The organism is Nostoc sp. UIC 10890 (assembly GCF_054786515.1).
Genome location: NZ_JBSGKF010000001.1, coordinates 1009394 through 1032447, shown reverse-complemented (window position 1 = coordinate 1032447; position 23054 = coordinate 1009394). Strand labels below are relative to the sequence as shown.

Here is a 23054-nt window from a genome sequence, read left to right as displayed (position 1 = left end):
ATTTAAAGTTACTAACCAATGACCAATGACCAATGACTAATGACTAATGACTAATGACCAATGACTAATAACCAAAGACAATGAAAATCCAGAAGATTTTAAATATTTTGACGCTGCTTACAGGCGCGATCGCAGTGACTGTTACGAGTCTCTGGATCGGCAAGCAGTCTTACTCCTGGCTTCCTCCCCAAGCAGCGGCCGAATCCCTACTAATTGATGATTTGATTAGCTTCTTAGTAACCCTCGGTTCATTCATCTTCTTGGGAGTAACAAGTACTCTGATGTATTCTGTGATCTTCCATCGGGCGGTCAAAGATGACTTCACTGACGGCCCCCCAATTCATGGCAATATCACCCTAGAAGTTGTCTGGACAGCAATCCCAATTCTGTTAGTGTTGTGGATTGCGGGTTACAGCTACCAAGTTTACGAACAAATGGGAATTCAAGGCCCATCGGAAATAGTTCACCTGCATAATCCGTTGGGAATGGAATCGGCTTATGCAGAACCAAAAGATGCACCAGCTAACGCTTTAGCGGAACCTGTAGAAAAAATCGACGTACTAGCCAAACAGTGGGCGTGGGTTTTCCATTATCCCGAAAGAGATATTACCAGTACCGAATTGCATTTACCGAGCGATCGCCGGATACGTTTAGCACTGAAATCACAAGACGTTCTCCACGGCTTCTATATTCCTGCATTCCGCCTCAAGCAGGATATTATTCCTAACCACGCGATCGACTTTGAATTTACTCCCATCCGCACCGGCAAATACCGATTGACCGATTCTCAATATAGCGGCACATACTTTGCGACTATGCAAGCCAATGTAGTCGTCGAATCTCCTGAAGATTATCAGCAATGGCTAGCCCAAGCTGCAACTCAAAAGCCATCCATAGCAAAGAATCAAGCGGCTTCTGAGTATGCTCAAACATCCAATCAATCAGTCCAAACAGGTTGGGTTACAGTTCCACCTGCTGCACCTCCTCTAGTCAACATAATTGGTAATTGATAAGAGAGTAATTCGTACTTGCAATCAGATTTCATTACGAATTACGAATTACGAATTACGAATTATTTAGTCAATTCACCTGGTTGAAAGGAAAGTAACCATGACTAATGTTCCTATTGAAGGTATCCTTCTCCCTGATGAGAAGCATAACCACGAATCTCCAAGTAATTGGAAAGAATACTTCAGCTTTAGTACAGACCACAAGGTAATTGGTATCCAGTATCTCGTTACCTCATTTTTCTTCTTTCTCGTCGGCGGTATCTTTGCGATGGTGATGCGGGGAGAACTGATGACACCCGAATCAGATTTAGTCGATCGCACCGTCTACAACGGTATGTTCACCATGCACGGCACTGTGATGCTGTTTTTGTGGACATTTCCCTCACTCGTTGGTTTTGCCAACTATCTAGTGCCCCTGATGATTGGGGCGCGAGATATGGCATTTCCCCGCCTCAACGCCGTCGCCTTTTGGATGGTACCAGTAGTTGGGATTTTGATGATGGGTAGCTTCTTTGTTCCTGGAGGCCCTGCCCAAGCCGGCTGGTGGTCTTACCCGCCAGTCAGTCTCCAGAATCCCACAGGTAACTTAATTAATGGTCAAGTTCTCTGGCTGTTAGCGGTTGCAATATCTGGCGTATCTTCAATTATGGGGGCAGTCAACTTTGTCACCACAATTGTGAAGATGCGGGCCCCAGGAATGGGCTTTTTCAAAATGCCCTTGTTTGTCTGGGCAGTATTTAGCGCCCAAATCATCCAACTATTTGGACTACCTGCACTGACGGCGGGTGCTGTTATGCTGCTACTCGATCTCACTGCTGGCACTGCCTTTTTTGACCCCGCCAAGGGTGGGAATCCAGTCATGTTCCAGCATTACTTCTGGTTCTACTCCCACCCCGCCGTTTACGTGATTATTTTGCCCATCTTCGGCATTTTCTCAGAAATCTTCCCAGTCTATTCACGTAAACCCCTATTTGGTTACAAAGTAGTTGCTGTTTCATCAATGTTGATTGCAGTAGTCAGCGGTATCGTTTGGGTACACCACATGTACGTCAGTGGTACACCGGGCTGGATGCGGTTGATTTTCATGATGACAACGATGTTTGTATCTGTCCCCACAGGAATTAAAGTATTTGCTTGGGTAGCAACTATTTGGGGCGGTAAAATGCGGCTAAATACCGCCATGCTGTTTGCCTTGGGCGGATTAATCATGTTTGTGTTCGCAGGAATCACAGGCATCATGCTTTCCTCCGTGCCTGTTGATGTCCACGTTAACAATACCTACTTTGTAGTCGGACACTTCCACTACGTCCTCTACGGCACTGTGACGATGGGCTTATTTGCAGCCATCTATCACTGGTTCCCCAAAATGACCGGAAGGATGTACTCCGAAAGCTGGGGTAAAATCCACTTCTGGTTAGCCTTCATCGGCACAAACCTCAACTTTTTGCCTATGCACCCATTAGGATTGCAAGGAATGTTACGCCGAGTTGCTTCCTACGCCCCAGAGTATCAATTCTGGAACATCATCGCCAGCCTGGGCGGATTTCTCTTAGGAATGTCCACCTTGCCCTTCATTTTCAACATGGTGATTTCTTGGATGCAAGGCGAGAAAGCACCCGCTAACCCTTGGAGAGCAATCGGACTAGAGTGGTTAGTTTCTTCACCCCCCCCAGTAGAAAACTTTGAAGAAACTCCCATCATCATCTCCGAACCCTACGGCTACGGCAAATCAGAACGCTTAACAGCCAACCTCCCAGAATAACGCCAACCATCGGGAAGACGCAAAAACCCTCCGCGTACCTCTGCGCTTCCCTTTGCATACCTTTGCGTTTCAAACTCCCCCTCAAAAACCAAAATGGACAGCTATATCAATTCCCACGAATTGCCCCACACAGCCGCAGAACATACCCACGACGAAGAAGGCAACAAAATGTTTGGCTTCATCGTCTTCCTCCTCTCAGAAAGCGTCATTTTCTTAAGTTTTTTCGCCGGATATGCCATCTACAAAACAACAACCCCTAACTGGCTACCAGCAGGTGTTTCTGGACTAGAAGTAAAAGAACCGGCAATCAACACAGTAATTCTTGTCGCCAGTAGTTTTGTAATTTACTTAGCAGAACGCGCCCTTCAACGCCATGATTTAGTGAAATTTCGCCTGTTTCTCTTGGCAACAATGGCGATGGGAACTTACTTTTTAGTTGGACAGGCGATTGAATGGAACGGCCTCGCCTTTGGTTTCACTTCCGGGGTATTTGGTGGAACGTTTTATCTGCTTACAGGCTTCCACGGTTTGCACGTTTTCACTGGCATCCTGTTGCAGTTGATAATTTTGGTACGTTCTTTCCTACCTGGCAACTACGATACAGGTCACTTTGGCGTCAACGCAACCTCGTTGTTCTGGCACTTCGTCGATGTTATCTGGATTATTTTGTTTATCCTTATCTATGTTTGGCAGTAAAGATTGATGGAAGGAAAACCCAGATAATTTCTCTGGGTTGGTGTATGGGGCATTGTTAATTAATTTTATGCCCCATACACCATTCACTTTGTTATTCTGGTTGGTGCCAATGGTTGCTGTTTCAGCTACTATTTTTCTGCTACTTGCGCTTCTGCTGTTAATCGAAAGACAGATTTTGGGAATACTAAATTTAACAGCTTAGGCGCTTATTTATGAAAAATGTTGTTATCCCAAGTTTTTTGCTCAGTTTATCACTTGTTAGTTGCGGTGTAACTTCTCCACAAGATTTAGCTAAAAGTCATCTCGAACTGATAAAGGCTGGTAAGAGTAGTGAGGCAAACCAACAATATTGCATGACAAAAGAATCATTGAGACTGCATTCAGTTAAAGGATTTGAGATTTTGAGTTCTCAATCAAAAACGCAGGATGGACTTTCTTATACTCAAATTATTACTAAACTTGATACTGACCAAACTGTATATAAAAATACTGAACAAAATGGTATAACTGCGCCGCGAAAACAATCTATACAAGAAGTAAAGTTAGACATTTGGAAGTCGGATGATTTCTATAACAGGATTGTTTCTGAGACTGCAAAACTCAATGATATGACTCAAAAACTTGGTAGTAATCAAAAACAACTCCCAGTTCCTAATCGGTCTGAGGTTAATAGCGCTTCATCATGCATTTTTTTGGAATTTGAACAGTTTGAATCCGATAAACTTTAAAATAACAAATATTAATATTTTGTAATTATTTAAGGATATTATGTATGGCTTCACAATACAATCATCTAACTATCAAATATCTCAAGCTAATCAATCATATTGGTTGCAAACGAAAAGAATGGTCTCATGATAAGGATGATAAGGAATTTGATTTAGGATGGGTAATAAATGAAGGGAGTGGAAAATTAACGAAACAGAACAAAATAAAACGTAAAGAAGTAGATGCCAAAAAAGCTAGAAAAGGCGATTGTATACTCTTGTGTCAAAACAATCACTTTCACGGTCATCATGCAACCCATATAGTTGAAATAGTAGACGAACCTGATGAGGCTAAATACAGAGATGATACATGGACACGTCGAGTTAGGATAATATGGAGAGCCGAAAACCCCTGGGAAAAAGCACCACTCACAGAAGATGTCATTGGTAAGAAATTTTCATTTCGTAGTGGAAACTTGGTTAGCGTTGATGCACCAACTATTGACTTGAATTTAGACAAGTTGAAATTTGAATAAGCTAGATCAAGATATCTAAAATGTAATCAGAATCTCGTTTATTCTCTCTGTGCCCTCTGTGCCTCTGCGGTTTAAAAGTAATTGATCTAACTACAGAGACGCAGAGAATACAAAGGTTAGAAATTAAAAAGGGGTTTTTGGATACAAGGGGAAAATCACTGTAAGAAGTATACTTATACCAATTCTGTGTGAAGATGCGCTTATGCTGCAAGAAATCAAGAATGAACCGCCAAGAGCGCCAAGTACACCAAGAAATAAGAAATTAAGAGATTTGGCGCAGCTTCACAAAGAAACGGTATTAGCTCTCGTCTCAACTTTTCAAATTAACCTTCTCCTCAAACTTTGATCCATCTTGATGAGATAAAAACTTTTCACTACTGTGATAACTTCTTCGCCATTGTTCGAGCTTATCTATAGATATTGATTTAGATATGACATTCACGCCATTTCCTCGCCAAGCAACTTCTGGATCTGTTGTGAAAACCCCGCACTCTAATTGATCTAGCCTCATATTCCAATATTCGCTAAATCTACCTTTTAGAGTAATAACTTGCTCAAACACCTTGTTTCTATGTTTATTTCTTCTTTTCCGTTCTGTCGCTCCAGTTGCTTCTGTATCAATAAACTTAGTTTCAATTAAAAACAGACTACCTTTAAAGGTCAAGAAGACAAAATCACACTTTCCTAAATCTGTATAATCTGAAATTGGAGACTTTTCAAATAACAGCAATTCAGCGCACGAGGGAAACAATTCTTTAATATTCAGAAATAAATAAGCTTGTAATAGAAGTTCCTTATCATAAGGAAACAATATCACTCCTTCAAAAAATTTTTGAATGTCCTCGTGAGTTTGGGGTTGAATTTTTTTACAGTATGAAACAAATCTATGTAGCTCGTTTACAATCATCAAGTTCTAACTCCTTCCCCCGGTCGCAGCCTTAAGGGTCTTAGCATAAAAAGATACCACTCCCTCAAGGAAATTATCATCAGCATAAGTAACTAAAAAAACGATTAAAATCCTGAATACTTAAGGCGATTTACTGTTGACAGTTCAATCAACGAATTTTTAAGCTGCTTTTCAGTATTGGTGGATTTTTCACTTCTGGTGTCAGCTACCAGTCAGCGATTTTATATGAGCAGGAAAACTAGCATTTTGCAAAGCTTGAACGGTTATTCTAGAATCTTGTACGCAAAATTGCCAACCCAAGCGAACAAGTTTACGAGAAGTTTCAGTTTGGATAATTCCAATCACTGGCATTTTTGCCTTTTCTTTGTCTACTGAATGTTCTTGCAAAATTGTTTTCAAGCGATGTAAGTCTTCCATGTTACCTGCTTGCTGGGGATTTAATTCCACCATCACCATTTGTACTGTTTCCACTGGTTCTGCATCTTCAAGAATAAATTGAGTTTGCTCATCGCGTCGATCTACTTTTCCCCAAATAATTAATCTAGTATCAACTTGGAGTAGGGAACTAATGCGTTCATAAGTTTTCGGGAAAACTACAGCTTCTAATTGTGTAGTTAAGTCTTCTATTTGCAAAATTGCCATCTGATCACCTTTTTTCGTCACCACTTTTTTGACGTTATTTAACATGACAACTGCACAAAGTCTTGTATCTTCTCTTTGTTCTCCTAGTTGCGAAAGGTTAATTGGAGTCAAAAGTGGTGCTATTTGTCGTAAGGATTTCAGTGGATGATCTGATACATAAAAACCTAATAATTCTTTTTCCATCTGCAACTTTTTCTGTGGGGGTAAATCCGTCACAGGTTTAGATTTGGGAGCAGTCTCAAAGGCATTGTTTGCTCTTTTATTCTGAGTCGAAGAAAACCCATCGCCCAATAAATCAAACAGATTCCCTTGTCCACTGGCTCTGTCTTTAGCGCGAGATTGTGCCCAATCGTACACCAATTCTGAGTCGTTAATTAACTGTTGGCGGTTGGGTTCCATTTTGTCAAAGGCTCCACAGTAAATCAACGACTCCAGAGTTCGGCGGTTAACAGCACGTAAATCGACGCGATCGCAAAAATCAGCAAGAGTCTTGAACTCTCCTGTCTCATTTCTCGCTTCCAAAATACAAGCGATCGCATTTTGCCCCACGTTACGCACCGCCGAAAATCCAAACAGAATCTTTCCTGCCGTTGGCGTAAAATCAACACCAGAACGGTTAATATCTGGCGGATCTATGGAAATCCCCATATTTGTACAGTTAGTAATATATCTCTGTACCTTATCGGTATCACCACTGTTAGCTGTTAACAGCGCCGCCATATATTCCAATGGATAATTAGCTTTTAAATATGCTGTTTGATAAGTTACATAACCATAGGCTGTCGAATGGGATTTATTGAAACAATTGGAAGCTATTAAGCCATTTTTGATCGCAAAATTATGGTCACGCTCAACCCCAATGTCATAGACATTTTGTCTGCCTAAATATTTGCGTGTAGCTATTTTTATCATCCTACCCTACCCCTGAAAAAAGTTTTACGAAATTAATTAATTGATAAAATCGTAAAAAATGTATTCTTTATAGTACTTATAATACAAAATTATATCACTAGAAAACACTGCTATACTCTTACACAAAAGTAGCAAATATATATCAAAACTTTGGTAAACTATTCAATAGACAGTTAATAGCCATATATTTGCTACTTTTTTAAACTTATTAAACACATTTCAATACATATTAATCCGCATAGTTTAGATGGTTTGCACTAGGGAAGAAGAAGGGGAGCAGGGGAGATGAGGGAGAAATAAACAGTGCCCAATGCCCCATACCCAATGCTCAATGCCCAATGCCCAATAGCGATACCAATACCAATATCGACCAATATGTACTAGAATCAATGACTTGAGTGAGTCATAAAGAGAGCAATCATGGCATCCATCCGCGAGTTGCACCAACAACTGGTTAAGAAAGAACGTTCTGCCGTTGAAATTACCCAAGAAGCTTTAGATCGCATTCAAGCGTTAGAGCCGAAATTGCACAGCTTTTTGTGTGTGACGGCAGAACGGGCATTAGAGCAAGCGGGTGCTGTGGATGCCAAAATAGCTGCGGGAGAAGAAATTGGACTCTTAGCAGGTATTCCTGTGGGTATCAAGGACAATATGTGTACCAAGGGAGTTCCTACCACCTGCGCTTCCCGGATTTTGGAAAATTTTGTGCCGCCTTATGAATCAACGGCGACGCAAAAACTTGCTGATGCTGGGGCGGTAATGGTAGGCAAAACCAACTTGGATGAGTTTGCAATGGGCAGTTCTACAGAAAACTCTGCTTACCAAGTCACGGCTAATCCTTGGGATTTATCACGAATTCCAGGTGGTTCTTCGGGAGGTTCTGCGGCGGCGGTGTCGGCCCAAGAATGTGTAGTTGCTCTCGGTTCTGATACTGGCGGTTCGATTCGCCAACCTGCATCTTTCTGCGGTGTGGTGGGGATGAAACCAACTTATGGTTTAGTTTCCCGTTATGGTTTGGTGGCTTATGCTTCATCTTTAGATCAAATTGGGCCATTTGCAAACACGGTAGAAGATGCGGCAATATTATTAAGTGCGATCGCAGGTCATGATCCCAAAGACTCTACCAGCCTGAAAGTTGCCATTCCTAACTACGCTGCTAGCCTAAAACCAGACTTCAAACCCAGAGGTCAGCTAAGAATTGGTATCATTCAAGAAACTTTTGGTGAAGGTTTAGACCCTGTAGTAGCACAAGCTGTTACCAAAGCAGTAGATCAACTACAAAGTTTGGGAGCAGAGATTCACACAATTTCTTGTCCCCGTTTTCGCTATGGCTTACCCACCTACTACATTATTGCCCCATCAGAAGCATCAGCAAACCTGGCTCGTTACGATGGCGTTAAATATGGATACCGCGCTCCTGATGCCGATAATCTACTATCGATGTACACTCGTACCCGTGCCGCTGGTTTTGGTACAGAAGTCAAACGCCGGATTATGATTGGCACTTATGCCCTCTCAGCTGGCTATTATGACGCCTACTACCTGAAAGCGCAAAAAGTTCGTACCTTGATTAAGCAAGACTTTGAAAAGGCTTTTGGCGCGGTTGATGTGTTAGTTTGTCCCACATCCCCCACTACAGCATTCAAAGCAGGGGAAAAAACTACTGACCCCTTAAGTATGTATTTAACTGACTTAATGACTATTCCTGTGAATCTTGCTGGTTTACCTAGTCTAAGTTTGCCATGTGGTTTTGATGATCAGGGGCTACCAATAGGATTACAGTTAATTGGCAATGTGCTCCGAGAAGACCTACTGTTTCAGGTAGCTTATGCCTATGAGCAATCCACTACTTGGCATCTGCGTAAACCTCAAATATCTTGAAATTGGGCATGGGGTGTTGGGCATTGGGGATTGGGCACTGCTTATTTCTCCCTCATCTTCCCCATCTTCCCCACTCATTGATTAGTGACTATTGATTGTTCACCATTGACTTCTGGAGTCACGGATTCAGATGCAATTTGTGGTGGGTTAAGTATATATAAAAGGCCAGTAGATGCAGCTACTAATAATAGAATGTAGGTAAAAACAAGAGGTATGTATCTATTTGGTTTATTGTCTGAATTTTTATGATTGTTATTGGAGTCTTGGCGGACAACATTGCTTATAAAGGTGTACGATAGAGCATTTCCATCCAGTCCTAAAGCATCTCCATAGCGACGGATGAATCCTTGAACAAAAATAGGCTCAGGCAATTCTTCAAATCGTTCTTCTTCTAAAGCTTGTAAAACACCTGCTCTAATTAGTGTTTGAGCGGCTATTTCTTCTATGCGGATGGATTTTTCTTGTCTTACTTGTCGCAAGTGTGTGGTTATTTCCTTTAGCTGCTCTATTTGAGCTTCGTTTAAGAGCGTCACTGTCTTCTCCTGTATGGGCTAATTCTACTATTCATTGAGAAGACTTAAATGTGCATACGTAAATTCACTGAATATTTGATTTTAGGATAAAATTTTTTGATTGTGGCTTAATCCTGTATTTTAAAATGCTAAGGCATCTCATACCAAGTAATCTATCTGTATTTTTTTATACTTTATGGAAAATAAAAAATCTTGAGGCAAAATTAGCAATGTGCAATTTCTAATACAAGTGTTTTCCCAGGGGCTACTCTGGACTGGGCTAATTGCAGCGTTCCTGCTTCAGGTTGCCGTATGTATCGCTTCCATTCAATGACGGTTACACTAAGTCTGAAGTTTCACACGTCTGTCTAGGTTCGCTTGTGTTCCAGACCGTTCTCTACCCACTCGTACCCAAGCAATGTCTTGATGAGAATCACGCGTCATTTGCTCATCTCGCTCTGCGTCACTTTGAAATCCACCGCGAGTTGAAAATCCAATGTTATTCCGAGGACTTGTGAACATGTGGTAGACAACAACTGCCTTTGCTCTTGCGAAAAGATACTGCTGTGCGAATGTGTCAGCACCTCTAGCATCTCCTACCACAAAGCTCTCATTTTGTTCGAGGGCATTATCAATCAGAAAGCGGTAGTGAAGATCAAATTCTGCCTGAGTTAGGTCGAGGTGGCCGCTAATAAAATTGACAATCTGCTCATCTGCCATACGGGCATTCTACGATCAATTTGAAGGTAATCAACAGGTCTTTGGGAAATGGGGAAGAAGAAAGGGAGAAGAGTTTTCCCCTCAGCAAGAGCAGCACTCTGCCCAACAAGAAACTTCAAACTCTCCTTGGGATAGCTTCAAAAGTTTTGTCAAAGGTAAGCCCCAAGAGTTTATTGAACTGCGGAATGCCGCAACAGAATTAGCTGCTGTTGTGGTGCAGGTTGCTCGTAGTGGCAATATGGAGCGAATAAATCGGGTTCGTGAGCTTTTAGAGCAAGTTAAACGGGAAATTTACGCGATTCTGGCTGAAAAATAAGTTGCTTCATCAACCAACATTGCTGCCATCGCTATACTCAATTTTGCTCGTTGGTCAATTCGTCACTCACTTGTATTCATCTCATCACCTCCCTATCGGGTAGGTGAGAGGCAACTAATGTTTAAGCTAAAGCCTGCCTCCTGCCTTTTTTATTCTCCTGTATATAACTATTGTCACGGTTATATAACTGGAGATTCGCTATATTTAACAGTTAACAGGCAATGGCTCAAAGGAGTTAAAGAGATGGAAATTAAGCCAACTGACCCATCGCTAGCACTCATGGAAATTCCCCCTGGCTATCTCAACATTATGGGTTATGTTGATCAGTCAGAAGTTAATGGCCCTGGTTGTCGTGCAGTCGTCTGGGTACAAGGTTGTCTTCGTGAGTGTCCTGGCTGCTTTAATACTAACTCCTGGTCATTTGAGGCTAACCAATTGATTGCTGTTGATACTCTTGCCGAGAATATTCTTAGCAATCCCCGCAATATGGGTGTAACATTCTCTGGTGGAGAACCATTTTGGCAAGCAACTGCCCTGGCATCTTTAGCTCGGAAAGTCAAAGCTGCTGGGTTAAATGTAATGTCTTTTACTGGGTTCACTCTTAAGCAGCTACAGTCCCAATCCGCACCACCAGGTTCCCAAGAATTGTTAGAACAACTCGATATCCTGATTGACGGGCCTTTTGTACAATCTCTAGCAATTAATTCTCCCGATTCTCCAGTTTCTTCCAGTAATCAACGGGTTCGTGTGTTAAACCCAGCTTTTCAAGACCAAATTACTTGGGCTAGCGACCAGATAGAAGTCCACATCCTCAAAGATGGTGGTCGCATTGTCACTGGCTATCAAGGTGGGCTGGAATTGACGGAATAATTCGTAATGACGCTCCTGCGTCGCTAACGCTGCGCTAACGTAATTCGTAATTCGTAATTCGTAACGAAAGTCATAGTGCCTCAATTCATTGATGGAGATAAAAAGCATGATTCATTTTTCTGAGCAAGCGATTTCAGTTTTAGGGTAATAATTACGAATTACGAATTATGTTGGCTAGACTATTTGAGACAATTTTTAGTAAACACCGTGTATTTTGGGCTGTTTTCCTCCTTGGTACAGCACTGGTAGTAACGCTAGTACTGTCCCTTTCTCAAGGAGCAGTACCTTTAAATATGTCGGAATTGTGGCAAGCCATTCTCCACAAAGGCGATCCAATTAAACAGACAATTCTCTGGGATTTGCGTCTTCCACGGATTACAGCTGCTCTCATTGTCGGTGCAGCTTTGGGAATGTCAGGAGCATTGCTACAAGGAATATTACGCAATAGTCTGGCTGATCCATTTATTTTGGGCATTTCAGCGGGTGCAGGATTAATTGTGATTCTGATGATTGTGTGGCAAATATTCCCGATCGCAATTCCTTTAGCAGCATGGATGGGAGCTATTTTGACTTCTGCGATCGTTATTTTACTCGGTCGTGCGGGGTCGGGGATTTCTGTTGAGCGGTTGATTTTAGGTGGAGTGGCGGTGAGTTCTTTATTTGGTGCTGTACAAAGTACATTGCTGCTTTTAGCTGAAGACGGTCAAATTCAAATTGCGCTCAGTTGGTTAGTTGGTAGTCTTAATGGACGGGGTTGGCAAGAAATTGCTACGCCTGCTCCTTACATCATCGTTGCATTGATCGGGGGATGCTTGTTGGCGCGATCGGTAAACGTGCTGGCTTTAGGAGATGATTTGGCTGTGGGTTTAGGGGTTTCGTTGACGCGATCGCGCCTGTTAATTGGTGGTGTCGCCACTCTATTAGCCGCAGGTGCTGTCAGCATCAGTGGCTTGATTGGATTTGTTGGCCTTGTTGTCCCTCATGGTGTCCGCCTCATCGTTGGTACAGATCATCGCTTTGTTTTACCACTTTCCGCCCTTGCAGGTGCATGGTTACTGACTTTTGCAGATTTACTTTCTAGGCTAGGAGCAGTAGAACTACCAGTAGGTTCCGTCACCGCCTTGCTGGGTTCACCGCTGTTTATCTGGCTACTTTATCGTCGTTCTGCTGGGTTCAATAAATTTTGACCTAATAAGCTGATGCTCAAGTCTTTTTCATCTATTTGAAGCACAATCCGTTGTGTGGATTCACAATTGTGCATCCCTAAACTATAGTTGAACTACTGAAAACTGCTGTAAGTTTATACTACAATACAATGTTCTTTACGTCTCAGTGTATAAAAAACTTGCCATTTTGGCTGCATTACTTTGAGCGTCTCTGCTAAAGTATTAAAAGTCAATTACTTGTGGGCTATATTTACCGAGGTTTACTATACCTTTAAAAGCATTTAGCTAAGTTTGCTCATTTTGCTCTGCTAGCGGAACAATAAAAATTGCTGGTGTATTCCCTACAACAGCAACCAGCAAAATGATCAGTTTTGGTTTATTTACCTCGTCTATTTTAACATTGACGAGGTATTTTTTAATCTGGGTAATGTCTAATATCATGTCCGTTTAATTTATCGAACAGAATTCAGGAGTCAGGAGCGGAGCCGGAGACTCCGAAAGCTCCGGTCAGAATGGGCGTTTAGCCCATTCTGACTTCTGAATTCTTCTTCAATCACTTGCGTTTATACCAATTACCCCTATGATTATTAAGGCGATCGAAAAAAGTTTCATTAATGTGGCAGATTCCCGAAACCAGATAATACCAATAAGCGCAACTAGGATAGTTCCCAATCCAGCCCAGACAGAATAAGCTACACTCACTTCAAGTCTCTTGAGAGCAAAAGTCAAAAAAGTAAAACAAAGTCCATAGAAGACAAATATTAACACCGAAGGAACTGTTTTAGTAAATCCCTGCGATAATTTCATGCAAGTTGTGCCTGAAACCTCAAAAACGATTGCTATGATGAGGTAAATCCAACTGATTGACATATTTTTTGTGAGTGATGTGTTAACAGCAACCGACGGGTGGTACACCAGGCCCTATGAATAGAAGAAACAGTTCTGAAGCCACTCATTAATAGATAAGTGTAAGTGTCCTGACAGTTAAAATTGAACGCGCAGTAGTGTAGTTTAGCGTGACTAGGAGCATGATTCTGGGGCTTTATAGCTGATTGGTGAAAGAAAAAGCGTCCTCTCTCTATGAAGAGATTATCTATTACTACATTTCAAGTCAGAACGATCCGAAAATTTATTATATCAGGGTTGCTGTAATAAAGCTTAAGTGGATACTGCTGTTACCCTAGCTTTGTATTCAATTAGACTTTTTAGCCCGATGTAATGATATGTTTATTTCTGTGATTGTGTACTAAATAGCCATCATTAACTGAGTATACCAAGACAGATAATAAATCTTTTTTCCCAGTCTCCATTTTCAAGCGAGTTGGTGAACCATTGGGGTAACGACTGTTGTAGTATGATTGTGATTTTGTACTAAAAATGGTATAAGAAATGACAGCTCAATTTGAATACAGCACTCTTGCTCATCCACAGGATATTAAGCAGCTTGAGACTATCCTTGAGCAGTGTTTTATCAGCGGACTTGGTGGTGAAGAAGCTTATATCAACCTGATTGGGGTAGAAAATTTCCGCATTATTCGGGGATGGGAGCAAGTAGTTGGTGGATTGGCAACTCTGGATATGGGTCAGTGGTGGGGTGGTGTGCGTGTACCAATGACAGGAATTGCCGTAGTAGGCATTGCTCCAGAGTATCGTGGTTCGGGAGCTGCGATCGCTCTCATGCAACAAATGCTCAAAGAACTTTATGCTAGAGGCGTAGCAATTTCCGCTCTTTATCCAGCTGTTCAAACTTTGTACCGAAAAGTAGGGTATGAGCAGGGAGGTAGCTGGTGTATTTGGGAAGTTTCTACCAGGAATATTCAAGTGCGGGAGCAACCCCTACCTTTAGAACCAGTAGTGAGCATCCATCATGAAGTCTTTCATGAACTATATCAGCAGCAAGCGAGACTAACGCATGGATATTTAGACCGACATCCAGCAATCTGGCAGCGAATAATCCAACCAGATGAGAAAGAAACAGTCTATGCCTATTTTATTGGTACTAAAGAGCAACCCCAAGGCTATATCATCTTCACTCAAGAGCGAACAGAAGACGGTGAAATCCTTTGGGTAAAAGATTGGGTACTTCGCACAGTTGATGCTGCACAAACTTTCTGGTCGTTTCTGGCAAATCATCGCTCTCAAATTCACCAGGTGCGATGGAAAAGTTCTGCAATTGATTCTCTAACATTGCTACTACCAGAGCAAACTACCAAAATATGGCGTGAGAGTCGTTGGCTGTTTCGGGTAATAGATGTAGTCAAAGCGCTGGAAGCACGGGGTTATCCATCGGGAATCCAAGCTGAATTGCACCTAGAAATTCAAGATAATTTGCTACCTGCAAACAATGGTAAATTCATACTTTCTGTCGCCAACGGACGTGGTGAAGTCACAAAAGGCGGAAAGGGAGAGTTACAGCTAAATATCCGAGAATTGGCACCATTGTATACAAGTTTATTCACTCCCTACCATTTGCAACAAGTGGGAAAACTTGATGGGACAGAAAAGGCTATCTTAGCAGCTACGCAAATATTTACAGGTGCCTCGCCTTGGATGCCTGATTTCTTTTAAAGGGAGTGGGGAAAGTGAGGCCCCTCTGGAGATAAGGGTAATGGGGAAGCGATTAAACTGTTGTACCTCCAGTTTTTGCTCAACTGGTCGCCGTTCCGGTACTGGGTACTGGGTACTGGGTAATGGGTACAAGGAATTGTTTTTTAAAATTTGGTGGTGGGTAAGAGCAAGCATCATAATTTTTCGATTTTACACCCAGTCCCCAATCCCTAATCCCCAGTCCCTAATCCCCAGTCCCTTTTACCTCACATCCCCAACGTTCCCCAATCAAAAAAACATAAGTTGGAAACATAATTAATCATTAGTTCGTCCTTCGGCTAGATTAGCAATTTCTGTTGTCAATTCACACCATAAAGAAGGATACCAGCGATTTTTTTTGATAAATCATGATCATCTGATCCTAGATAAGTAAGTATAGGTGAATCAATTAAGGTTTGTAGTTTGCGTTTGAGAGAAAATAGCGCAAACTACGAGCCACAAAATTGGATGTTCTCTACTTATTTATCATCAAAAAAATAAGTCAATGGGATTTATGCTTTTTTTCCGGAATTTCAGTATGATCATCAGAAAACAATCTAAGGTAAGGTTGATTAGTTGCTACATAGTTGCATACCTACAATCACAACATGAAATCACATTTACTTGCGATCGGTTTAAGCAGTTTGCTTCTATTTGCAGGACAAGCTAAAGCTTCACGATTACAGTCTTGGTACTTTGATTCTAAGCAAAATCAATTACACCTAACTACAACCTCTGGAATCCAACCAAAAGCCTTTTTATTAGATAATCCTAATCGATTGGTAATTGACTTACCTGGAACTAGTTTTAATTCAGATAGTGTTAAAAAAGCTTTTGGTAATGCAGTCAAAGAAATTCGTATTGGAAAACTAGATAGTAAAACAACTCGTTTTGTCGTAGAATTAGCTCCAGGCTATCATATTGATTCCCGTAATCTATCCATCAAAGCAGATTCTCGTTCTCATTGGATTGTAAAATTTAACTCATTTGACCGCCAAAGCAATAACATTCCTGGGGAAAATAGACAAGATATTGCCATTAATTCCACAGATGCTTCAACATTTGCAGGAGTTGTAAATCTTGGTCAAGAAATGCAGGGTATTAGTTCTCAAATTCGGGCATTGTTAGCAACTTACAAATCATTAAACCCTGGAATATTTTTCTTAGATTTAGATACAGGTAACTATATAGATATTAATGGTGAAAAAAGATTTGCGGCTGCCAGTACAATCAAATTTCCCTTATTAGTAGCTCTTTTCCAAGAAATAGACGCTGGTAGAATTAAACTAACAGATAAATTAGTGATGCGGCGCGATTTAAGGGTTGGTGAAGCGGGAACTATGAAATACAAACCCGTTGGAACTAAATTTAGCGTCCTCCAAACTGCTACCTTGATGATGACCATTAGCGATAATACCGCCACAAATATGGTTCTTGATCGTTTGGGTGGTGTAGCAAAAGTTAACCAACGTTTTCGTGGCTGGGGATTGCAAAATACAGCAATGCAGAATTTACTTCCAGACATTCCTGGCAAAAATACAACCAGTTCCAAAGATTTAGTCAGATTGGCGGCGTTAGTTTCTAACAATCGTTTGCTATCTCCAAAGAGCCGCAATCAAGTTTTAGGGATTATGCGCCGTGTCAAAACTAATAGTTTGCTACCGGCTGGTATTGGTAAAGGAGCTACCATTGCCCACAAAACTGGCACATTGAGATTTATTATTGGTGATGCGGGTATTATTGAAATGCCCAACGGGAAAAGCTATTTAGCAGGCATTTTGGTGCAAAGACCAAACCACGATCGCAGAGCTGGAGATTTTGTCCGTGAAGTTTCTCGCAGAGTCTACAATTACCTAAGCCAAACCAGAGTTAGCAATATAGAATCGAACTCTAGCGAGCGCACTCCTTAGTAATGGGGACGAGGGGGAATTATTGAATAAATCTCTCCCTCATTTCCCCCACCTGAGTTAACTTGCTACTTAACTCAAGAAATTTGGCGTACCACTACCACCATTCCTACCAACAGGAGGAATTTCCAGTAGGCTATCTGTGGCTTGGCCAGTACCATCATTAATAACGGACGTAGAGTTACCCCCCGGATGTCCATTGGGAATGAACAATTGTGGATGATCAAAGGGCGCTTTGTCATAACGAACTCGCTCATCGGTGAGTCCTTTCATGAAGGCTACCAAGTCATCTTGTTCAGTTTGGCTTAGTCCCAACGGGGCGAGGGCGCTTTGCGGGCGGAAATCTCCACCACGATTATAGAAATCCATCACTTGCGGCAGAGTCAAATAACCACCATTGTGAAAGTAAGGGGCGGTGAGTTCTATGTTGCGTAATCCGGGAGTCTTAAAGCTTCCATCTGCAACTATTCTGTCATTGGGGCTAACTGTAATATTGGGGTTTGAACCAAGAAGTAATGGGAATTTATCCAAAGCAGCAACTCGCGACTCTGAAAGCGGGTTGCCAAATGGGTCTTGACCACCAACACCAGTGTCTTCTAGGGTACGTCTAACACCGATATTGAAAAAGCCACTGTCAAAGACAATTCTAAGGTTGGGAATGTTTATGGTTCCCAGTCGTTGCTTCTTTATATTGCTCACTGAGGCGTTGGTAAGTTCTAGTCCACCGTGACAACCGATGCACCGAGCTTTACCCTCGAAGAGTTGTTTCCCTCGTTGCTGCTGCTCGGTGAGGGCGGTGGTGTTTCCTTCCAAGAAGCGATCGTAGGGTGTATTGTCGGAAATAAGTGTAGACTCGTACAACTGAACTGCCAGCCCGAAGAATAATGAGAAGTTATACTCCGATAGCGTGTACTCATCGGTTTCGGAAGAGTTATCAGGTTTTTTGACAAAACTCCGTCTACCTTCAGCATCAACTTGGATGAGTTGATTAGACTTCCACCACTCCGGCTTGAAGGCATCTTTAACCAGTTGATCGTAAGTTTTATCTTTCAGTCCCGGTTGAGGCCATCTACTGTCTGCACCTAAAACGCTGTCTTGTGGATGCACAACCTGTTTGCCTAGCGGTCTGAGGCGAGATAACTTTTTCGCCAGTTTTCGGGGAAGCTTTTTACCCTTACTAGCACTACGAGATTTTCTGTCAATTCGCCCGAACTTATCACCAATTTCTTCAAAGGTACGACCATCAGCTGACGACTCGAAGGAACTGAGTGGCGGGCCAACTGCTTGGGAAGCCAAAGACGAATTATTCAGGCTAACTTTAACAAATTTGAGTTGATTTGGGTTTTCTGCTTTGACAACAGAGGCGTTAGGATCTCTCAAACCGAAGGGATTCACCCCATTAAAGATATCCTGTGCCCTTCCATCCCAGAAGTTGCGGAAGTTGAATACTGCATTAATTACAGTTGGTGTGTTACGCGGTTCAACGCGGCGCACATTTATGCCTCCCACGTTAAAAACCTGATCTGGCTCATTTTTCACTTGGTCTTCTGCATTACCAGGTGTGACATCCACAAACTTTGTATTGAAAACCCCCTGAGAGGAACTGACATCATTAATGTCACTGTGGAAGGGAAAATCTTCTGGTTTGAGTTGGTAGTTTGGTAGGCCGCCTACATTAAAAACTGTATCTGGATTCTCTGTACCATCAGGGTTGATCCGCAAAAGCCCAGGAGCGATCTGATTTTTGGATCTATTGTCGGCTCCAGCATGGAAGTGACAACTAGCACAGGAGGTCTGTCCATCACTTCCAACCTGCATATCCCAAAAAAGAGTCTTTCCTAACTTGATTGCAGCTACTTTGTCTTTTACAAAGTCTCCAAGATTGTCAGGTTCTGGAACCGATACGCTCTTGAGCGAAACTGGAGGCGACCCCGTAACCTGGGCCGATACAGTATTTCCAGCGATTACTGCTGCCATAATAAGGACAGCAATTGTTGTAGTCTTTAAAAATCTTGATCTCAAGTATTTAAGCTTGCTATATCCGAATCTCCACTCTTGGCGCTTGATTTTTGTCACCACAGATTTGAGCAAAAATCGACCTTTGGAGGCCAGCAGGAAGTAAATTGATAAGCCTGTAATAAAGACTACTAAGATTATGATGGGTATAAACCCCATAATTTTTATACTAAAGTGACGCCGAAATAAATCATACACTTACGTGGAAGTCCAAAATTTAATATTCATGTAAAGTAATTACGCAATTTACTAATTTTATGTAAACAAAAAACGCCATCTACTGGCTCAAAATAAATTGGGTAGAGTAGATAAGTTGTTCTATGTTGAATTTATATGAACCAAACTATTAAGAGAGTTTCTCAATAAGAACATGTAAAATCTAGATATGCAAATTAGATACGTTTTAATTTATTGTCAGCCCTACTTTCAGTAGGATATTTGAATGTCACTACATCAAAGTTCTGGACGCTGGCGCTTAGGGCTAGCGTTATCGCTATTGACGGTTTTATTGTGGGGAATTTTACCTATTGCTTTGACGATAGCTCTGCAAGCACTTGATGTCTATACCGTTATTTGGTTTCGCTTTTTGGCATCATTTATACTACTTGCTTTGTATTTAGGAATACGCGGTAAATTACCAAAGTTAGAACAACTACGCTCTGCTTCTTGGAAATTATTAGCGATCGCTACACTTTTCTTAGGGATTAATTACTTTCTGTTCATGCAAGGTTTAGCACTAACATCGCCTGCTAACGCTGAAGTTCTCATTCAATTATCTACCCTTTTATTAGGTTTAGGAGGGTTAGTAATTTTTAAAGAACGTTACAGGCTGTATCAATGGATTGGTGTAAGTGTAATGATTTGTGGTTATCTTTTATTCTTTCGTGAACAACTAACAAATTTGATTACAGCCCAAAACACATACATACTAGGTAGTGTTTTGATTGCGCTAGGAGCAGTAGCATGGGCGATTTATGCTTTGGCACAAAAGCAGTTATTACAATCTTTATCTTCTCCTAGTATCATGTTGATTATTTATGGAGGATGTGCTTTATTATTCACTCCTCTAGCCAGAGTAAAATCACTTTTTATACTTAATAGCTTCCATTTAGGAATGTTAGTTTTTTGTGCGTTGAATACTTTAATTGCTTACGGTGCTTTTGCCGAATCCTTAGAACATTGGGAAGCATCACGAGTAAGTGCGGTAATAGCTTTAGCTCCCATTGTGACATTAATATCAGTCGCGGTTGTATCAGTTATTGCACCTAATTGGATACCATCAGAACACTTCACTCTCATAGCAATATTAGGAGCGGGTTTAGTAGTCACAGGTTCAGTAGCGATCGCCTTGGGAAAAGCTGATTAATCAGAATATTTTTCCGGATTTTTACTGGCTTTCCCATCTAGTAAATTCGTGCAAGATTCAAAGCTACAACATAAATACTGAGGCAGACTATTTTTTATTTGTTATGATTTAATAGTGAAGGCAAACTACTGAAATCATCTGGATACTTTACTTATCTCTGTGACTCTGTAGTATTTAATTGTTGACCTGATAGCCGAAAAAATTATTGAAGAATAATTCAGGAATCAGAATTTAGGAGTCAGAATCTATTACTAGGCATTGGGAATCACTACTTTTTTGTTTACTACCAGATACTAGGTTTGGTAGAGATTTGAAACCCATTTATACCCATTATCTTAAGCAAGCTACATTCGCAAGTCATACATAATTCATCCTGAATTATCACTCCTGACTCCTAAATTCTGTTCTGATAAAATTGAGGCTAAGAACTTTAAGTAAACCAAGCAGGGCGCCCGAATAACTACCAAAGCCAACACCTGATAAAACCAGACCACCGAAAAAGTTGAGCGATGAATAGTTTGTTTGGTAATTGGGCCAGCACCCTAAGAAAAAATTCTCTATTGCTGGTTCTTTCAATGGTGCTGCCAACGTTTGGAATTAGCAATTCTGTCTTGGCAGCAGAGCGGATTTATGCATCTTATTCAGCTTTAGAGCTTTCCATTTCAGTCACTACTTTAGAAAACTATGCCAAAACAGGCGTAATTAACGAAGACTTGGCAGGATATCAGCAATATCTGCCTCTACAACAGCTTCAAGAATTGCGGCGGATTTTACTCAATCGTGTGAAAGTTAGTCCGGTAGTAGTTTCACAACTTCTCTACACACCACAAGGAGAATTTTTACTGCATCGGTTGGCGCAAGTCATTAAAACCAATCAGCCAGAACCAGGATTTGGTGCTTTGCGTTCAGCGCTAATTTTAGCCTCTGCTGAATCGGGAGGCTTGACACTTTTGAATGTGTTGCGTAAATACCCTAGCAGCAGCATTCGTCTTGATGTCGCCGAGACTCTGGCAATAGCTACAGAATTGGAGAGACTTGTTAGCCAAACCCATCAAGCGATCGCAGCAGTTTCCCAAAAGTCTAAAATAGAAGCTGATACCATTTCACAACCAAATTTCTCGCAATTACCCGATTTAAAGGTTCCGGGAAAGTTGAAGTCGCAAAAATACACTCTGAAGTTTTTCGACTCAACGCGCAATCGGCTTCTATTAACTGATGTTTACATTCCCAATGTCCAGAATGTTGCACCCATAATTGTAATTTCTCACGGTTTGGGTTTAGACAGCAGCAACTTTCAATATTTAGCCACTCATCTAGCTTCCTACGGATTTGCCGTTGCCGTTCCCAATCATCCTGGTAGTGATACTAAACAATTGCGTTCGCTGTTAAATGGACGCGCCGTTGAAGTAGCAGAACCAAGTGAATTTCAAGACCGACCAATGGACGTAACATATATACTGAATCAATTGGAAAAAGGTAATCAATCTGATTCACGGTTTAAAGGTCGGTTAAATCTGCAACAAGTCGGAGTACTTGGTCAATCTTTGGGAGGCTACACAGCCTTGGCTCTAGCAGGCGCTAAAATCAACTTCAAGCAGCTAAAACAAGACTGTGAACCAGCAGCACTGCAAAATACCTGGAATATGTCTTTACTGCTTCAGTGTCGGGCTTTGGAATTGAGCATCAGCAAGTCTGGCAAAGATTATAACCTGCGGGATGAGAGAGTGAAAGCTGCGATCGCAGTTAATCCCATTACTAGTTCTATTTTTGGCAAAGCTGGCTTAAGTCACATCCAAACTCCAGTGATGATTGTCAGCAGTAGTGATGATACAGTTGCACCAGCTTTATCCGAGCAAATTTTACCTTTTTCCTGGTTGGAGAATTCACAAAAGTATCTCGTCATGCTTGAAGGTGGTACTCACTTTTCCACCATTGGCAATGGAAACCCTGCAAATCAACAAGTAGCATTACCTGCCGATATGATTGGTGATGCTTCCCAAGCGCGTCGTTACATGAATGTTTTGAGTTTACCTTTCTTCCAAACTTATGTTGCAGGAAGGTCACAATACATCCCTTACCTGAATGCAGGCTACGCTCAAAGTATTTCTAGTAAATCGCTTGGGTTGAGTCTTGTCAAGTCATTAAGTACAACCGAATTGGAACAATTACTGGATATTAAAGGAGCCAAACCCGCAAAAAAAAACTCCCCAACACCATAGTCAGTTTCGGATTTTGGATGTTGGATATTGGCGTTACATTGCTGCATGTGATGATTTTTATTTGAAAAACAATTAGCTAGGACTCAATACTGCTTGGGTTTTGCATTTATAACTCAGAATTTGCTTTGGGGAAAAGGTTAAAGGTTTTTTCCCTTTTCCCCTTAACCGATAGTATTGAGCTAGGACTTACGCACTGTACAAATTAATCATGGTATGGACTCACCAAAAAAGTTTTTTTTAGGATTTTGTTACAATACAGACAGATAAGACCAAAAAAATTGTAGAGACGGCGATTTATCGCGTCTTGTAGAGACAGTGATTTG

The 23054-nt window shown here is 41.4% G+C and carries 20 protein-coding genes; 13 read left to right on the top strand and 7 right to left on the bottom strand.

Features of this window, described 5'->3' with window-relative positions:
- Positions 1 to 80 precede the first annotated feature (80 nt).
- The 5 genes from ACWATR_RS04070 to ACWATR_RS04050 all read left to right on the top strand — a co-directional run bounded on the left by ACWATR_RS04070 (position 81) and on the right by ACWATR_RS04050 (position 4711).
- Positions 81 to 1010, top strand: a complete 930-nt coding sequence (locus ACWATR_RS04070; RefSeq protein ID WP_460329748.1) for a cytochrome c oxidase subunit II — start codon at positions 81 to 83, stop codon at positions 1008 to 1010.
- Between the two features lie 100 nt (positions 1011 to 1110).
- Complete coding sequence (ctaD, locus tag ACWATR_RS04065; RefSeq protein ID WP_460329746.1) at positions 1111 to 2772, top strand: cytochrome c oxidase subunit I; 1662 nt, start codon at positions 1111 to 1113, stop codon at positions 2770 to 2772.
- Positions 2773 to 2865: 93 nt separating this feature from the next.
- Positions 2866 to 3468 carry a cytochrome c oxidase subunit 3 gene (locus ACWATR_RS04060; RefSeq protein ID WP_334706725.1) on the top strand — a complete coding sequence of 201 codons (603 nt, stop codon included), beginning with the start codon at positions 2866 to 2868 and terminating at the stop codon, positions 3466 to 3468.
- A gap of 212 nt (positions 3469 to 3680) precedes the next feature.
- Positions 3681 to 4196 (top strand): hypothetical protein, encoded by a 516-nt coding sequence (locus tag ACWATR_RS04055; protein WP_460329744.1) that lies wholly within the window; start codon positions 3681 to 3683, stop codon positions 4194 to 4196.
- A gap of 44 nt (positions 4197 to 4240) precedes the next feature.
- A complete protein-coding gene (locus ACWATR_RS04050; protein ID WP_460329742.1) occupies positions 4241 to 4711 on the top strand; it encodes a hypothetical protein in 471 nt (156 codons plus the stop codon).
- Between the two features lie 310 nt (positions 4712 to 5021).
- On the opposite strand, the gene ACWATR_RS04045 is transcribed toward ACWATR_RS04050, so the two are convergent.
- Positions 5022 to 5618, bottom strand: coding sequence for a hypothetical protein (locus ACWATR_RS04045; RefSeq protein ID WP_069073921.1), 597 nt, complete (start codon positions 5616 to 5618; stop codon positions 5022 to 5024).
- Between the two features lie 201 nt (positions 5619 to 5819).
- Entirely contained in the window at positions 5820 to 7172 is a 1353-nt protein-coding gene (locus tag ACWATR_RS04040; protein WP_460329740.1) for a helix-hairpin-helix domain-containing protein, read from the bottom strand.
- A gap of 420 nt (positions 7173 to 7592) precedes the next feature.
- On the opposite strand from ACWATR_RS04040, the gene gatA reads away from it, so the two are divergent.
- On the top strand, positions 7593 to 9053 hold the full coding sequence (gene gatA, locus ACWATR_RS04035) for an Asp-tRNA(Asn)/Glu-tRNA(Gln) amidotransferase subunit GatA (RefSeq protein WP_460329738.1): 1461 nt from the start codon (positions 7593 to 7595) through the stop codon (positions 9051 to 9053).
- A gap of 74 nt (positions 9054 to 9127) precedes the next feature.
- Here the strand turns inward: gatA and ACWATR_RS04030 are convergent, their stop codons facing one another.
- Positions 9128 to 9586, bottom strand: a complete 459-nt coding sequence (locus tag ACWATR_RS04030; protein ID WP_460329736.1) for a helix-turn-helix domain-containing protein — start codon at positions 9584 to 9586, stop codon at positions 9128 to 9130.
- A gap of 321 nt (positions 9587 to 9907) precedes the next feature.
- On the bottom strand, positions 9908 to 10285 hold the full coding sequence (locus ACWATR_RS04025; protein WP_460329734.1) for a hypothetical protein: 378 nt from the start codon (positions 10283 to 10285) through the stop codon (positions 9908 to 9910).
- Here ACWATR_RS04025 and ACWATR_RS04020 point away from each other — a divergent pair.
- The 3 genes from ACWATR_RS04020 (at position 10263) to ACWATR_RS04010 (ending at position 12658) form a co-directional block, all read left to right on the top strand.
- The gene (locus ACWATR_RS04020) at positions 10263 to 10601 is read left to right on the top strand and encodes a hypothetical protein (protein WP_460329732.1); all 339 of its coding nucleotides are present in this window, start codon (positions 10263 to 10265) and stop codon (positions 10599 to 10601) included. The genes ACWATR_RS04025 and ACWATR_RS04020 overlap by 23 nt on opposite strands.
- 243 nt (positions 10602 to 10844) lie before the next feature.
- Positions 10845 to 11471 carry a 4Fe-4S single cluster domain-containing protein gene (locus tag ACWATR_RS04015; RefSeq protein ID WP_435023407.1) on the top strand — a complete coding sequence of 209 codons (627 nt, stop codon included), beginning with the start codon at positions 10845 to 10847 and terminating at the stop codon, positions 11469 to 11471.
- A 167-nt stretch (positions 11472 to 11638) separates the two neighbouring features.
- The gene (locus tag ACWATR_RS04010) at positions 11639 to 12658 is read left to right on the top strand and encodes a FecCD family ABC transporter permease (RefSeq protein ID WP_460329730.1); all 1020 of its coding nucleotides are present in this window, start codon (positions 11639 to 11641) and stop codon (positions 12656 to 12658) included.
- 264 nt (positions 12659 to 12922) lie between these two features.
- Here the strand turns inward: ACWATR_RS04010 and ACWATR_RS04005 are convergent, their stop codons facing one another.
- Together ACWATR_RS04005 and ACWATR_RS04000 are read right to left on the bottom strand one after the other, a co-directional pair.
- Positions 12923 to 13078: a hypothetical protein gene (locus tag ACWATR_RS04005; protein ID WP_176727176.1), complete on the bottom strand. Its 156-nt coding sequence runs from the start codon at positions 13076 to 13078 to the stop codon at positions 12923 to 12925.
- A 108-nt stretch (positions 13079 to 13186) separates the two neighbouring features.
- A complete protein-coding gene (locus tag ACWATR_RS04000; protein WP_069073926.1) occupies positions 13187 to 13507 on the bottom strand; it encodes a DMT family transporter in 321 nt (106 codons plus the stop codon).
- Between the two features lie 519 nt (positions 13508 to 14026).
- On the opposite strand from ACWATR_RS04000, the gene ACWATR_RS03995 reads away from it, so the two are divergent.
- Positions 14027 to 15205 (top strand): GNAT family N-acetyltransferase, encoded by a 1179-nt coding sequence (locus tag ACWATR_RS03995; RefSeq protein WP_460329727.1) that lies wholly within the window; start codon positions 14027 to 14029, stop codon positions 15203 to 15205.
- A gap of 626 nt (positions 15206 to 15831) precedes the next feature.
- Positions 15832 to 17133 carry a serine hydrolase gene (locus ACWATR_RS03990; RefSeq protein WP_460329725.1) on the top strand — a complete coding sequence of 434 codons (1302 nt, stop codon included), beginning with the start codon at positions 15832 to 15834 and terminating at the stop codon, positions 17131 to 17133.
- 69 nt (positions 17134 to 17202) lie between these two features.
- On the opposite strand, the gene ACWATR_RS03985 is transcribed toward ACWATR_RS03990, so the two are convergent.
- Positions 17203 to 19305 (bottom strand): cytochrome-c peroxidase, encoded by a 2103-nt coding sequence (locus tag ACWATR_RS03985; RefSeq protein ID WP_460329723.1) that lies wholly within the window; start codon positions 19303 to 19305, stop codon positions 17203 to 17205.
- A gap of 283 nt (positions 19306 to 19588) precedes the next feature.
- On the opposite strand from ACWATR_RS03985, the gene ACWATR_RS03980 reads away from it, so the two are divergent.
- Both ACWATR_RS03980 and ACWATR_RS03975 read left to right on the top strand, forming a co-directional pair.
- On the top strand, positions 19589 to 20512 hold the full coding sequence (locus ACWATR_RS03980; protein WP_460329721.1) for a DMT family transporter: 924 nt from the start codon (positions 19589 to 19591) through the stop codon (positions 20510 to 20512).
- Positions 20513 to 21021: 509 nt separating this feature from the next.
- Entirely contained in the window at positions 21022 to 22731 is a 1710-nt protein-coding gene (locus tag ACWATR_RS03975; RefSeq protein WP_460329719.1) for an alpha/beta hydrolase, read from the top strand.
- Positions 22732 to 23054: the final 323 nt, after the last annotated feature.